This is a genomic window from Glycocaulis albus (assembly GCF_014639075.1).
GTDB classification, from domain to species: Bacteria; Pseudomonadota; Alphaproteobacteria; order Caulobacterales; family Maricaulaceae; genus Glycocaulis; species Glycocaulis albus.
The window spans coordinates 110942-125042 of the sequence record NZ_BMFS01000001.1; the positions used below are offsets into that span (position 1 = coordinate 110942).

Here is a 14101-nt window from a genome sequence, read left to right on the forward strand (position 1 = left end):
ATTTCTAGATATCCAGCAGCAGGCGCTCCGGCTTCTCAAGGCTCTCCTTCACGCGCACCAGGAAGGTGACAGCTTCCTTGCCGTCCACGATGCGGTGATCATAGGACAGGGCCAGATACATCATCGGGCGGATCACGACCTGGCCATTAATGGCGACCGGGCGCTCCTGGATCTTGTGCATGCCGAGAATGCCCGATTGCGGCGCATTGAGGATGGGCGAACTCATCAGCGAGCCATAGACCCCGCCATTGGAGATGGTGAAGGTTGCCCCTTGCATGTCCTCAAGGCCCAGCTGGCCGTCGCGGGCGCGCTTGCCGAGATCCATGATGCCCTTCTCGATACCCGCCAGCGATTTCTGGTCACAATCGCGCACCACCGGCACGACGAGGCCGCGATCAGTGCCGACCGCCACGCCGATATCATAGTAATTCTTGTAGATGATGTCGGTGCCGTCGATTTCGGCATTGACCGCCGGGATGTCCTGCAGCGCGGCCACACATGCCTTCACAAAGAAACTCATGAAGCCGAGCTTGATGCCGTGCTTCGCGGTGAAATCGTCCTGCACCTCCTTGCGCAGCGCCATGATCGCGCTCATGTCAGCCTCGTTATACGTGGTCAGCATGGCAGCAGAGTTCTGCGCTTCCTTCAGGCGGCGCGCGATGGTCTGGCGCAGCCGGGTCATTTTCACGCGTTCCTCGCGCTCGCCCGTCTCGCGCGGGGCGGACGCTTGCGCCACCGCAGCCGGTTCGGGTGCGCGCGCGCCCTGCTCCACGGCTTTGAGCGCATCGCCCTTGGTCACGCGGCCATCGCGGCCAGTGCCCTCGACCTTGGACAGATCAACCTTGTTCTCGGACGCCACGCGCTGGGCGGATGGCATCGCCTTAACATCGTCCGATGATTTGCTTTCCGCCTTGGGGGCTTCGGACTTGCTTTCCGATTTTGCAGACCCGCCGGACGCGCCTTCACGGATTTTCGCCACGACCTGGCCCGGCTCCACGCTATCGCCTTCCTTGACCAGCGCCTCTTCCAGCACGCCTGCGACCGGCGAGGGCACTTCAACGGCCACCTTGTCGGTCTCGATTTCCATGAGCGGCTGATCGACGCTGACGCTATCGCCGACTTTCACCAGCCAGTTACCGACCGTGCCTTCAGCGACGCTTTCGCCCATGACCGGAACCTTGGCATCGGTCAGCGCGCCGCCGGCGCCGGATTTCGCCTGATCGGACTTGGCCTCATCAGACTTGGCCTCGGATTTCTCCGCAGGCTTGTCGTCCTTTTTCGGTGCCTCGTCTTTCTTCTCGGCTTTTTTGGGTTCGGGCGATTTCGCCCCGGATGCGCCCGCCTCGAACTCGGCGAGTGCGGCGCCAATCTCGACCGTCTCGCCCTCTTTGGCCTTGATGGCGGTGATGACCCCGTCTTCCTCGGCGCGGACCTCTACCGATACCTTGTCGGTTTCCAGCTCGACCAGGACATCGTCCTTCTTCACGGACTGACCTTCAGATACCAGCCAGCTTCCGACGGTGGCTTCGGAAACGGATTCGCCAAGTGTGGGGACGGTGATTGCGCTCATGATACGGTCATCCAGATCGGGTGTGAGAGGGGTCAGTCTTTGGCGAGGGCTTCGTCGACCAGGGCCTGCTGCTGGGCCTGGTGACGCGAAAGCAGTCCGGTAGCCGTGGAAGCAGATGGCGCGCGCCCGACATAGCGCGGCCGCTTCGACTTGCCGCCCACCTTTTCAAGGCAGAACTCCAGATAGGGTTCCACGAAGGTCCAGCCGCCCATATTCTTGGGTTCTTCCTGGCACCATACGATATCGGCCTGCGGGAAACGCTTCAGCTCGTCGATGATGGACTTGGCCGGGAAGGGGTAGAACTGCTCCACGCGCAAGAGATAGACGTCATTTAGACCCTTGTTCTCGCGCGCTTCAAGCAGATCGTAATAGACCTTGCCCGAACACAGCACGACACGGCGGATATCCTTGTCGGCCACCACCGGTTCGGCGCGCAATTGCGCAAACTCGCCCCGGTCGGTGCGCACGCTGGTATCGCCATCATCCCACAGGACGCGGTGGAAGGAGGAGCCGGGCCCGAACTCGGAGAGATCCGACACGCAGCGCTTGTGCCGCAGCAGCGATTTCGGGGTCATGATGACCAGCGGCTTTCTGAAGCCGCGATGGATCTGACGGCGCAGAATATGGAAATAGTTCGCCGGCGTGGAGCAGTTGGCAACCTGCATATTGTCTTCGGCGCATTGCTGCAGGAAGCGCTCCAGCCGCGCGGAGGAGTGCTCCGGTCCCTGGCCCTCATAGCCGTGCGGCAGAAGCATGACGAGGCCGGACATGCGCAGCCATTTGCGCTCCGAGGAGGAAATGAACTGGTCGATGATGACCTGCGCGCCATTGGTGAAATCGCCGAACTGGGCTTCCCACATCACCAGCGTATTGGGCGCCGAGAGCGAGTAGCCATACTCAAAGCCGAGCACGGCTTCTTCCGACAGCATGGAATCGATCACTTCATAGCGCGCCTGGTCGTCGCTCAAATGGTTGAGGAAGGTATGGCGCTCCTGCGTTTCCTGATCGATCAGATGGGAATGGCGCTGGGAGAAGGTGCCGCGCCCGCAATCCTGCCCGGACAGGCGCACCGGAAAGCCTTCGGTGAGAAGCGTGCCGAAGGCGAGATGCTCGGCGGTTGCCCAGTCCAGCCCCTCGCCCTTCTCGATCGTCTCGCGGCGGTTGGTAATGACGCGTTTCAGGGTCTTGTGGATATTGTACTCTTCGGGAATGCGCGTCATCGCCTCCCCGACAGCCTTCAGGGCGTCGATATCCACCGCCGTCTGACCGCGCCGGTCATCCTCGTCCGGCAGGCCCAGGCCTGACCACACGCCATCCAGCCAGTCGGCCTTGTTGGTCTTGTAGGACTTGCCCAGTTCGAACTCATCATCGAGGAAGGCTTCCAGCTCACTCACCCAGCCATCGACATCCTCGCGGGTGACAATGCCCTCCTCGACAAGACGATCAGTATAAAGCTCGCGCGTGGTCGGGTGGCCGCTGATTGCCTTGTACATGAGCGGCTGGGTGAAGGAGGGATCGTCGCCCTCATTGTGGCCGAAGCGGCGGTAGCAGAACATGTCGATGACGACATCCTTGCCGAATTTCTGCCGGTATTCGGTCGCCACCTTGGCGGCAAACACCACGGCCTCGGGATCGTCGCCATTGGCGTGGAAGATCGGCGCCTGCACCATCAGGGCCACGTCGGACGGGTAGGGAGAGGAGCGGCTGTCACGCGGATCGGTGGTGAAACCGATCTGGTTGTTGACGATGAAATGGATGGCGCCGCCCGTACGGTGGCCGCGCAGGCCCGAAAGGCCAAAGCATTCTGCCACGATGCCCTGACCGGCAAAGGCCGCGTCGCCGTGCAGCAGAAGCGGCAGCACTTTATGGCTGGACGGTTCGCCCGTCTGCATCTGGTATTTGCTCATCTTGGCGCGCGCCTTGCCCAGCACGACAGGGTCAACGGCCTCCAGGTGCGAGGGGTTGGCTGTCAGCGACAAATGGACGTTATTGCCGTCGAACTCGCGTGTGGATGATGAACCCAGATGGTATTTCACGTCGCCGGACGAGAACTCGTCTTCACCGATTGTCGAGCCGCCCTGGAATTCGTGGAAGATGACGTGATAGGGCTTGCCCATCACGGCGGCCAGCACGTTAAGGCGGCCGCGGTGGGGCATCCCGACAATGATGTCGCTTACCCCCATGGCGCCGCCGCGCTTGATGATCTGCTCCAGCGCCGGAACCATGGCCTCGCCGCCATCAATGCCGAAACGCTTGGTGCCGGGATAACGCTTGTGCAGGAATCGTTCGAAGGCTTCGGTCTCGACGAGCTTGCGCAGGATGGCCTTCTTGCCGTTCTTCGAGAACGCAATCTCCTTGTCCGGCCCTTCAATGCGTTCCTGCAGCCACGCTTTCTCCTCCGGGTTGGAGATGTGCATGAACTCGATGCCCAGAGTGCCGCAATAGGTGCGCTTGAGGATGTCGAGAATCTCGCGCACGGTCGCTGTTTCAAGGCCCAGATAGCCATTGATGAAAATCTCGCGGTCGAGATCGGCCTCGCCAAACCCGTAGCTCTCCGGGTCCAGCTCCGGCTGCGGCTCGCGCTCGCCCAGCTTCAACGGGTCGAGATCCGCCGCCAGATGCCCGCGCATGCGGTAGGCACGGATCAGCATGATGGCTGAAATGCTGTCCTTGACCGCCGAGTGCACATCAGCGGGAGAGGCAGTTTCGCCCATGCGGGCTGCAACCTTTTCCGGCAGGCTGGGTACGACACTTTCAATATCGCCGAGCGCCGAGACCATCTCGCCATTGGACTTGCGCGGCCAGCCTTCGCGTTTCCAGCCCGGCCCCTTCGCGGCGCGCTTCGAGCTGGCGGCTTCATCGCCAACCGCGTCGAAAAACTTGCGCCATGAAGCCGGCACCGATGCCGGGTTGCTCGCATAGCGCGCGGCCATGTCTTCCAGATAGATGGCGTTGGCGCCAAACAGGAAGGAAGTGTCGAGGAAGGTCTGGTTCGAGGAGGAGCGAGCGTCGGTCATCTTGGCCCTTCAGGGCAGGTTATCGTGAGCGCCGGGGCGGCGCCGGGTTGCATAATCGACACTTATGCCTCTCCGGCGCAAAAGAGAAGCCCAAATGGGTGCAAATCGGCCCGTGGAACGGTAACCCGCACGAACGGGCGTGCTATTTGGGCGCTGACAGGTCCGATCACGCAAATTTGCCGCGGTGAGTTGCCGGTAGCTCCTTACCTGGCCCTTATGTGAAAGCGAACTTTAACCAGCAATTCATCGTGTCATTGAACTATCACAGCGAATGGCGTTCGCTGATGGCGAAGGCGGAACATATTCAGCAGCCCGCCCGTTTCGTGCCATGAGTACGCTTTCGATGCTCGCGCAGTACCGCCACTCGCTCAAAGGGGCGACCCATCTGGAGACCACCCAGCTCCAGCTGATCAATCTCGACTTGCTGAAAACACGCTACCAGGAGCGCTGGCCGAAGGTGCGCTCGCGCATCTTCGATACCTGCGAGCAGTTCATCCGGAAGCGTATTGGTCCGGGTGATGCGCTTTTGCGCGCCAATACCGGCTTTGTCATTCTGCCGGGGCCGGATCGTGAGGAGCCGCCCGAACAGTTTACGGCGCGCATCGAGACCGAGCTGAGGGCGTTCTTTCTGGGAACTGATTACCTCAAGGAGCTTGGGCTGGAGGCCGAAACCGTCAACCTTGCCGTGGCCGATCTGTTTGGCAAGGGTGCGCCCGAGCCGCGCGGAGAAAAGCCGGACGGACAAGATGCCACCAGCCCCAGGGCCGCCGGAAAGCCTGCGCCCGGGCCGCTTACCTTCTCGCCGTTCTCGCTGAGCTTTGAGCCGCTCTGGGCGTCGGCCACCGGCTATGTGGCGCTGCACCGCGTCCGCGCAGTGGGCCGCATGGATGTGAAAGGTCCGGTGGTCCGCGATCATAAGCTGTGCCCGGCAGAGGGCGGCGGCTTGCTGCGAAGCGCGTTCGACAAGGCGCTGCTTCAGAAGACGGCCTGCACGCTCCTGGCGTGCCCTGTTCCCGGGTTGGCCGCAGTCGCGGTGCATTTCGACACGCTGGCCACAGTGAAATACCGCCTGCCCTACATGCATGCCTTCGACGTGATCGGCGAGTCTGTCCGGGCGCGGCTGATGCTGCTCATTACAGGCATGCCAATGGATGCGCCCGCAGGCCTGATTACCGAAGTGACCCGGTTCGCGCGTATGCTGACGCGCCGGATAGTGGTCGATATTGATCAGGGCGCGCTGCGGCTTGAACGCTTTGATGACGCTGCCGTCGACATCATGTCCATGAGGGCGCCGGCCCTGTCCCAGTTCGAGCGCCGCCGCACGAATATCGGACAACTGAACGAGCGGATATGCCGCGCAGGGCGTATGCTGGCGATCGAAGGGTGTGACCAGGAAGGCCAGCTTGCCCTGGCGCACGCCCTGCGCCCGGCCTATCTGGGCGGTCTGACTGTCGGGCCGGAAACGCGCACGCTGAGCGCACCCTATTTGCTGGCATTGAAGCTCCCGTCCCGGCCGGAACGGGAGCCGGCAGATTGCGCCGGCTTCCCGCTCTGACAGCTGGAGCCCTAGCCTTTGAGGACGTCGACGAGTGTCTTGCCGAGACGGGCCGGACTGTCTGAGACGACGATCCCGGCGGATTTCATCGCCTCGATCTTGCTTTCCGCATCACCCTTGCCGCCAGCGACAATCGCGCCGGCATGGCCCATGGTGCGGCCCTTGGGCGCCGTGCGCCCTGCGATAAAGCCTGCCATTGGTTTCTTGCGGCCCTTTTTCGCCTCATCGCGCAGGAACTGGGCGGCTTCCTCCTCGGCCGAGCCCCCAATTTCGCCGATCATGATGATCGACTTGGTTTCATCGTCGGCCAGGAACATCTCCAGCACATCAATGAACTCGGTGCCCTTGACCGGGTCGCCGCCAATGCCGACCGCCGTCGTCTGGCCGAGGCCCTCGGCGGTGGTCTGGAACACGGCCTCATAGGTGAGGGTGCCTGAACGCGAGACCACGCCGACAGAGCCCTTCTTGAAGATATTGCCCGGCATGATGCCGATCTTGCACTCTTCGGGGGTCAGCACGCCGGGGCAGTTCGGGCCCAGAAGGCGCGAGTTCGACTTCTCAAGGCGTGCCTTCACCTTGACCATGTCCATGACCGGGATGCCCTCGGTAATACACACGATCAGTTCAATGCCCGCATCGATCGCCTCGATTATCGCTGCGCCCGCGCCAGCCGGCGGGACATAGACCACGCTGGCGGTTGCGCCCGTGCGCTCCTTGCCTTCGGCGACGGTTGAGAAGATCGGCAGCGAGGCCGCGCCGTCCATGCCGCTGGTCCAGCTCTCACCACCCTTTTTCGGATGGATGCCGCCGACCATCTTGGTGCCGAAATAGGCCAGAGCCTGCTCGGTGTGGAAGGTGCCGGTCTTGCCGGTCAGGCCCTGAACGAGAACCTTCGTGTCTTTGTTTACCAGTACGGACATGGGGAGACCCTTTTTGTCTAGGCGAGGAAATCTTCGATGAACGGATTGCAGACCCTGACCGGGCCATACATCTGCCCGTGATTGAGGTCTTCGGTGTAGACGAGATTGAGGCCGGCCTTGCCGGCGGCTTGCAGGATCAGACCGTCCCAATGAGAAATTTCGAAGCGGTGGGAGATGTCTATGGCGGAGATCACGTCTTCGGGGCCGGGTACGATAACTGTCTCATCCCTCAGGGTGCGTACCCAGTCCGCTGCCTCCTGGGCCGCATAGCCGAGTTTCCGGCGCAAGACGGAATAGACCTCCATCAACACCTGAGTAGAGACGGTCACGTCCCGGTTGAGGAGCAGGCTGCGCGCCATATCGCGCCGCTCTGGAGCTTCGCAATCTGTATCAGCAGCGTAGACGATGAGATTGGTGTCAAAGAAGGCCCCGCTCACGCATCACCTCCTCGTAAAATTCCTCGCGGTCGAAAGTCGGCTTGTCGCCACTCACCCGCCGCTCTCGCCGCTGGGAATTCTGGTCCGAAGCCTTGAACCGGTCGTTCCACTTTTCCATGCGGGCTGCCACCGACGACTCGCGCTTCACCTCGCGTTCGAGAAACTCGCGCACCATCGCATTGACGCTGGTGCGCCGTATGGCGGCGATAATCCGCGCCCGGTCGAGAAGTTCATCCTCGATGGCCAGTGTGAGATTCTTGGTCACGAAACTCGTGGCTCCACGTATCCTGTGTTACACATAACCTGTGGAGCAGGTGCGATCAATCGGGCAAATCAGGGGCGGAGGACTCTCCGATCTGTGTTTCAGACTGCATGAAGTACCGGCGCACGATCGTCACGCCCGTTTCGCCGGATTGGGCAGGCACAATGAACTCGATCTCATGCCATTCGCGCGGATAGACCGACAGGATCCGGCGGTAGCTGGTCGCCACCGGGTCGCCATTTGCATTGCGGGCCGCACTCCACATATCGTCCGCCGTCAGCCCGTACTGGTTCCGCAATGCTTGACCGTCAGCGCGGGTTAGATGCGGCGCGTGGGCGACACACACGTCGGCCATCTCGAAAGACCGGCGTTCGTAACCGCCCGCGGAGAATCTGCTGGAGCTGTTCACCTGCACAATGCTGCGATAGTTGATCTCGCCCGGCCCGAAGCGACCGCGCCATATGGTGGTCCTGGAACCCAGCCCGGTGGATGCGACCCAAGACTCGTCGACGAGTTCGGCGTCGATAGCGGGATCGGTCATGTACGCCCCGCCGTCAGCGCTTAGCCCAAGCCTGTCGGCCCGCGACTGAAACTCGCCAAATTCGAACAGTGCGTTGTTGCACAGGGCGGTGAGTTGCCCGTTCAGGCTGGACCGCATCCGGCGTTCATCCTGGCTGTCGCAAGCGGTGACGCTGAGCGTCAAGGTCAGAGCAGGAAAAAGCGTTCGGAACAGAATCGACAAAGGCGACATCCTTAAACAACAAGACAAACCGACGTTATTCGTCCGGCCGCCCGGACTGGCAAGCAATATCTCAAACGAAACCGGGCCGCCCCATGGGGCGGCCCGGGATCAAAGGATCAACGGACGGTGGGGCCGACCCCTACCCCTGCACCGCCTTCACGATTTTCTGGGCGGCGTCGTCGAGATCGTCGGCAGACGTGATGTCCAGCCCGCTCTCATTGAGGATTTTCTTGCCGAGATCGACATTGGTGCCTTCAAGGCGTACCACCAGCGGCACTTTCAGGCCCACTTCCTTCACCGCGGCGACGACGCCTTCGGCGATCACATCGCAGCGCATGATGCCGCCAAAGATGTTTACCAGAATGCCTTTGACGTTCTTGTCGGCGGTGATGATCTTGAAGGCGTGGGTGACTTTTTCCTTCGAGGCGCCGCCGCCCACGTCGAGGAAGTTGGCGGGCTCTGCGCCATAGAGCTTGATGATGTCCATCGTGGCCATGGCAAGGCCTGCCCCGTTCACCATGCAGCCGATATTGCCGTCGAGCGCCACATAGGCGAGGTCGTATTTGGACGCCTCGATTTCCTTTTCATCCTCTTCGGTGAGGTCGCGCAGGGCGCGGATATCGTCGTGCCGGAACAGCGCATTACCGTCGAAGGACACCTTGGCGTCCAGAACGCGCAAATGCCCGTCCTTCATCACGATGAGCGGATTGACCTCCAGAAGGCTCATATCCTTCTCGGTGAAGGCCCGGTAGAGGATGGGGGCGAGCGACAGCATGTCCTCGCGCGCGGCGCCTTTCAGCTCCAGCGCATCGGCGATCTTGCCGGCGTCGGACGAGGTTACCCCCGTTTCCGGGTCGATATTGATGGTGAGGATTTTTTCGGGCGTCTCTTCGGCGACCGCCTCGATATCCATGCCGCCTTCGGTGGAGACCACGAAGGCCACCCGGCCGGTCTCGCGATTGACCAGAAGCGAGAGGTAAAGCTCTGTCTCGATATCGGCCCCGTCCTCGATATAGAGCCGGTTGACCTGCTTGCCGGCGGGGCCGGTCTGATGGGTGACGAGCGTGTTGCCGAGCATGTCTTTGGCGTGGGCGATCACTTCATCGCGCGAGAAGGCGAGGCGCACACCGCCCTTGGCGTCGGCGGGCAGTTCCTTGAACTTGCCCTTGCCGCGCCCGCCGGCATGGATCTGCGATTTCACGACCCAGAGCGGCCCGGGCAGCTTGTCGGCGGCGGCGCCGGCCTCATCGGCAGAGAAAATGGCAACGCCATCGGCTACGGGGGCGCCAAAGGCTTTCAGGACGGCCTTGGCCTGATGCTCGTGGATGTTCATGGGGCAGCACTCACCTAGTTACCGGGGAGGGGCGGACCGGCAAAGCGGCCCGCCGCAGGAGAAGAGTCGCGTCGGCTTATACCATTGCCTTGCCGCAGTGCAACGCAAGGCATGTAGGCTATCGTGATTGCCGGTAAGTCAGGCGCAGGCCAGCCACGCAGGCGGCCCAGGCAAGGCCTGCACCCAGCCCTGAAGCGAGCAGCGGGACGGCAAGGGCGGGTGTGTCTCCCGGCGCCTGTGCCAGCCACAGAAAGCCCAGCTGGCCAGCCAGCACCGGAATGCCTGTTCCCACCAGAAGCCAGCCTATCCAGGTCAGAAAGGCCAGTGTGGCGAGGCGCTGCCGCAAGCTGAATGCCGCCGCCACGCCGATCATGGTGCCAAGGACGATGGCGATGATCACGACATGTCCTCCGTGCGGCGCGGTGCATCGTCTGTTTCGGGTGCATCGATCTCGGCCAGTTGCGCCGATGTGGCCATGAGATTGATGAAGGGCTCGCGCTCGTCCTCGGGCACGGCCACGCGTGCGCGCGATCGCAGAAGGGCGAACACGCACAAGGCCAGATTGCCAGCTGCGCCAACCAGGAAAAGCCCGCGGCTGCCGAGCACGCTTTCATAGGCAAAGCCTGCGATCAGCGGCCCTACCATGGATCCGGCAGCCCAGAGCAGCAGCACGCCCGAAGCAATTGCCGGTAATTCCTCGGCCTTTGCCCGGTCGGCTGCGTGCGCCACGGCGACGCCGTAATAGCACAGGCTGGCCGCGCCCCAGGCGCCGGCCATGACCGCACCCCAGAGAAGGCCCGGCATCACGAACAGAGCCAGAAGACCGGCCAGAATGGCCGCCAGGCCTGCGCTGACGGCGATCACGAGCCGGCGGTCGAGCCGGTCTGAAATGCGCCCCACCGGCCACTGGACGACCATGGAGGTGCCATAGATCACGGCCATGACAAGGGCGGCCGCGCCGGTGGCCCGCGCCGGATCAAGACTGTCGGCCCAGATGGGCACGAAAGCCAGAAGACCCGAATTGACCAGCCCGGCGGCGAAGGCGGCAAGCGCAGCGGTGGGCGCTATGGCAAACACGCGCCAGGGCGGGGCGCGTTCACCGTCCGGGATGGAGGGCTGGGCCCGGCGCGTCACGGTCATCGGAACCAGCGCCAGTGCCAGGAATATCCCGGCGACGATGAAGCTCTGGGTCAGCTCAAGCCCCGACATTGCGATGATGAACGGGCCGAGGATCAATCCGGCGCGCCCGATGATCTGATAGGCGGAAATGACCGCGCCGCGCCGCTGGGAAGGGGTTGCGTCAGCAATCCAGCTCTCGGCCACCGCGAACAGGCCAGCCGTGCACACGCCAAAGCCGAACCGGGCGGCCAGCCACCAGATGACGTGGGACTCCAGCGCAAGCAGGAGTATCAGCGCAGCCGACAGTCCGGCAAAGGCCGCATAGGCGCGGATATGCCCGATGCGGCGGATCGATCCGGGCGCGATCCATGCCCCGGCCATGAAGCCTGCGCCGTAGGCGGCGGCGACAAGGCCGATTGTCGATCCGGACCATCCGGCGGCCGCCATCGCCAGTGGCAGCGACACGCCGAGCACGCCGACAGAAATCTGAAGCAGCAGGGCGCCGCCAAGCACGGCACCGACATTTCTGTAAATCAGCATGGGCAGGGCAGTCCGGGGGCGTGTGAAGCGTGAAACTGAACGGATGCCAACTCATCACGCCCGCCCGTCCGGTTCAAGGCTGCGGGCGCAGGGGCGGCCCGGCTATCCCATCCGGGTAAGGCGGGCGGCACCCCAGTCAACCGAAAGCGGCCCGGCACCCCGCAAGGCGAGATAAAGGCCAAGAGCGCCCGCGACGAGCGCAAAGCTCCACCCTTGCGGCTCGATGGCGATGGTAAAGAAAGCCGCGCACAGGAGCACGCCGAGACCCGCGAGCCGCGTCAGAAATCCGGCCAGCAACACAACCGGCAGAAGCGTACCCCACAGGACAAGCTGGAAGGCAGCGGCCTGTGCGTCGGCGAGGCCGCCGAACCAGACCGAGGCTGCCGTGACAAGTCCCGGGTCCGGCTGGAACCAGCTGTGCCAGTCATTCCAGTCGCGTACGGGCTGGGCATTGGCCCGTGCCCAGCTCCACAGCGCGGCAGCAAGTCCGAGGCGAACGGCTATGCCGACAATGGCATCGATCGGTGTGCTGCCATGGCGGCGTGGCGGAGGACAGGGCGGACACCAGGAATCCATGGGGTGCGCGCCGGGGCCAGATGCTTCCCCGCCTGCGTCGGCATACAGCCGCAAGAATTGCGTCGTGCGTTGATCGCGCATCCATCCCCCCATTTCGCCAGATCATAATGCCGGGCACGTCCAGCGCAATCAGAACCCCTCCGCACGGACAGCACGGGGGGGCAGGTATGGCTTTGGCGCAACGGCGCTATCCGCCCGTGACCACCGTATGCATGAGCCGTCCGGGCAGGAAGCTGAACGCGCCGGGGATCATCAGCGCGCCGATATAAAGGCCCATGACCGTGCCGCGGTGCCTGGCGACCAGTCCTTTGCGGGCCGCGAGGATAAGGCTGGCCACCCCGATCAGTGTCAATGGCACGAAAATGTGGATCCAGCTGAAACTCCCGCCCGACCGGATGAAGATGGCTGTGATGGCAACGGTCAGCATCAGCGCGACCCAGACATAGCCGAGCTGGCGGTGGGGCAGCGTGCCTTTCGGGGCGATCAGCTGGACGGCCCCCAGCAGCACGGCCGCAATGGCCGCTCCCGCGTGAAGCTGGACATGCCAGGGCGCCTGGAAGAAGGCTTCGATATTCATTGGACCATCGCTCCGGACAGGCGGATGTATTCGACGCGGTCCTCACCGGCCGCCAGTGTCACCGCCGCCGCATCGAAGCGGGCCGGCCCGAACCGGCCGCGCGCGCCTGCGCTATAGCCTATCGGCTCGGAGGGAATGCGCATGGCACCGGTATCCAGCTCTCCATTGGCGTTCACATCATGATAGGCAATGGCGGCGTACTGGCCGGGCGCCAGGCCGTCGAACACGACAGTGACGCTGGCGCCGTCAACCGGGACACTGGCACTGGCAACCGCACCCTCGCCGAGCCAGCTTTGCGCATCGCCGTAGAGCGCCACGGAGACGTCTCCCGTCTGATCGGCAAATCCGGTCAGCTCGACGCGCAAGCTTGCTGTCTCTTGCGAGGTCCGGGCCGATGCCGCGAAGCCGCCAAGGCTGGCAGAGAGAGGCAGTATCACCGTGCCTGCCAGTGCGACGGACCCGGCAAAGCCTGCGAGCGCGTGTTTGAAACCGTGCAACATGTCTGGAATATCCCCTGTGGCTGCATGACTGTCAGAGGCGGCGCAGATGCGTGCCGCTGACCCGAGCCATTGCCGCAGAGCCTGTCCGGTTCCAGCGCCGTTTCGCTGATTGACTGGACCTGTTCGTGAATGGCGCTATGCCTGTCATTCACGTTTCGTGAGTGGCAGGAGGAGCAATGCTGCCGGTTTCTGAAAACGCGCAGACCGTGTTGCGCCGGTGGTCGGTGCGGGCCGTCTGGATTGTCGCGATCGGTACATTCCTCGCCATACTTGGCCCTTACGGCACCGGCCAGGTAGGCTGGCCGCGCGTATGGGTTTACTGGGTGGGGCTGATTGCGCTGGGTGCTGTTGTCGGCTGGACGGCCGGTCCGCTGGCCCAACGCCTGTTCCCCGGCCTGCCGGACTGGGCCCACTACGCTGTGGCGGGGTTTTGCATTTCCGTTCCCGTCACGGCGGCGGTTTTCACCATTAACATACTCATGCAAGGACGGGTCGTATGGTCCGCTCTTCCGGTAACCTGGTTTTTCGTGCTGGTTATCTGTGCGTTCGTCACCGGCATCGCCTGGCTGGCTGACCATATGCAGCTTTTGCGCGCGGCCGCGCACAGTGCGGCCGATACCGCTGCCACGGCATCTGCCGCCCTGACAGACAAGCTGCCCCATCGCCTGCGCCGGGCGCGCCTGATCGCCATGAGTGCGGAGGATCATTATCTGCGCGTGCGCACCGATGCGGGCGAAGCGCTGATCCTGATGCGTCTCTCCGACGCGGTGGCCGCGTGTTCTGCCCTAAACGGGGCGCAGGTTCACCGCTCATGGTGGGTGGCGCGTGACGCGGTTGCCGATGCGCGCAAGGGCGATGGCCGCGGCACGCTCATTCTCGAAGATGGCAGCGAAGTGCCGGTCAGCCGCAGCTATTATCCGGCGCTTCGCGAGGCAGGGTGGTTCTGATCTTCG

14 protein-coding genes are annotated in these 14101 nt (G+C 63.1%); 2 read left to right on the forward strand and 12 right to left on the reverse strand.

Translation table 11 applies throughout. The annotated features are described in order from the left end of the window. Positions 1-4: 4 nt before the first annotated feature. Complete coding sequence (gene odhB / locus IEV75_RS00585; protein WP_188450606.1) at positions 5-1570, reverse strand: 2-oxoglutarate dehydrogenase complex dihydrolipoyllysine-residue succinyltransferase; 1566 nt, start codon at positions 1568-1570, stop codon at positions 5-7. A 32-nt stretch (positions 1571-1602) separates the two neighbouring features. Further along, on the reverse strand, positions 1603-4587 hold the full coding sequence (locus IEV75_RS00590; protein ID WP_188450607.1) for a 2-oxoglutarate dehydrogenase E1 component: 2985 nt from the start codon (positions 4585-4587) through the stop codon (positions 1603-1605). A 328-nt stretch (positions 4588-4915) separates the two neighbouring features. Here IEV75_RS00590 and IEV75_RS00595 point away from each other — a divergent pair, with 328 nt between their 5' ends. Beyond that, entirely contained in the window at positions 4916-6142 is a 1227-nt protein-coding gene (locus IEV75_RS00595; RefSeq protein ID WP_188450608.1) for a hypothetical protein, read from the forward strand. Between the two features lie 11 nt (positions 6143-6153). Here the strand turns inward: IEV75_RS00595 and sucD are convergent, their stop codons facing one another. The 10 genes from sucD to IEV75_RS00645 all read right to left on the reverse strand — a co-directional run bounded on the left by sucD (position 6154) and on the right by IEV75_RS00645 (position 13148). Next, the gene (gene sucD / locus IEV75_RS00600; protein ID WP_188450609.1) at positions 6154-7062 is read right to left on the reverse strand and encodes a succinate--CoA ligase subunit alpha; all 909 of its coding nucleotides are present in this window, start codon (positions 7060-7062) and stop codon (positions 6154-6156) included. 17 nt (positions 7063-7079) lie between these two features. Continuing rightward, complete coding sequence (locus IEV75_RS00605) at positions 7080-7499, reverse strand: PIN domain-containing protein (protein ID WP_188450610.1); 420 nt, start codon at positions 7497-7499, stop codon at positions 7080-7082. After that, positions 7480-7764 carry a DUF6364 family protein gene (locus tag IEV75_RS00610; protein WP_188450611.1) on the reverse strand — a complete coding sequence of 95 codons (285 nt, stop codon included), beginning with the start codon at positions 7762-7764 and terminating at the stop codon, positions 7480-7482. Before IEV75_RS00610 ends, IEV75_RS00605 begins: the two co-directional genes overlap by 20 nt. Before the next feature lie 55 nt (positions 7765-7819). Beyond that, positions 7820-8503: a hypothetical protein gene (locus IEV75_RS00615; RefSeq protein ID WP_188450612.1), complete on the reverse strand. Its 684-nt coding sequence runs from the start codon at positions 8501-8503 to the stop codon at positions 7820-7822. 139 nt (positions 8504-8642) lie between these two features. Continuing rightward, on the reverse strand, positions 8643-9836 hold the full coding sequence (sucC, locus tag IEV75_RS00620) for an ADP-forming succinate--CoA ligase subunit beta (RefSeq protein WP_188450613.1): 1194 nt from the start codon (positions 9834-9836) through the stop codon (positions 8643-8645). A gap of 118 nt (positions 9837-9954) precedes the next feature. Continuing rightward, entirely contained in the window at positions 9955-10236 is a 282-nt protein-coding gene (locus tag IEV75_RS00625) for a hypothetical protein (RefSeq protein WP_188450614.1), read from the reverse strand. Beyond that, positions 10233-11495, reverse strand: coding sequence for an MFS transporter (locus tag IEV75_RS00630; RefSeq protein WP_188450615.1), 1263 nt, complete (start codon positions 11493-11495; stop codon positions 10233-10235). Before IEV75_RS00630 ends, IEV75_RS00625 begins: the two co-directional genes overlap by 4 nt. A gap of 102 nt (positions 11496-11597) precedes the next feature. After that, positions 11598-12152, reverse strand: a complete 555-nt coding sequence (locus tag IEV75_RS00635) for a hypothetical protein (protein WP_188450616.1) — start codon at positions 12150-12152, stop codon at positions 11598-11600. Between the two features lie 106 nt (positions 12153-12258). Further along, complete coding sequence (locus IEV75_RS00640; protein ID WP_188450617.1) at positions 12259-12648, reverse strand: DUF2306 domain-containing protein; 390 nt, start codon at positions 12646-12648, stop codon at positions 12259-12261. Continuing rightward, positions 12645-13148: a DUF2141 domain-containing protein gene (locus IEV75_RS00645; RefSeq protein WP_188450618.1), complete on the reverse strand. Its 504-nt coding sequence runs from the start codon at positions 13146-13148 to the stop codon at positions 12645-12647. The genes IEV75_RS00640 and IEV75_RS00645 overlap by 4 nt, the downstream gene beginning before the upstream one ends. A 176-nt stretch (positions 13149-13324) precedes the next feature. On the opposite strand from IEV75_RS00645, the gene IEV75_RS00650 reads away from it, so the two are divergent. Next, on the forward strand, positions 13325-14095 hold the full coding sequence (locus IEV75_RS00650) for a LytTR family DNA-binding domain-containing protein (RefSeq protein WP_188450619.1): 771 nt from the start codon (positions 13325-13327) through the stop codon (positions 14093-14095). The last annotated feature ends 6 nt before the right edge of the window (positions 14096-14101 follow it).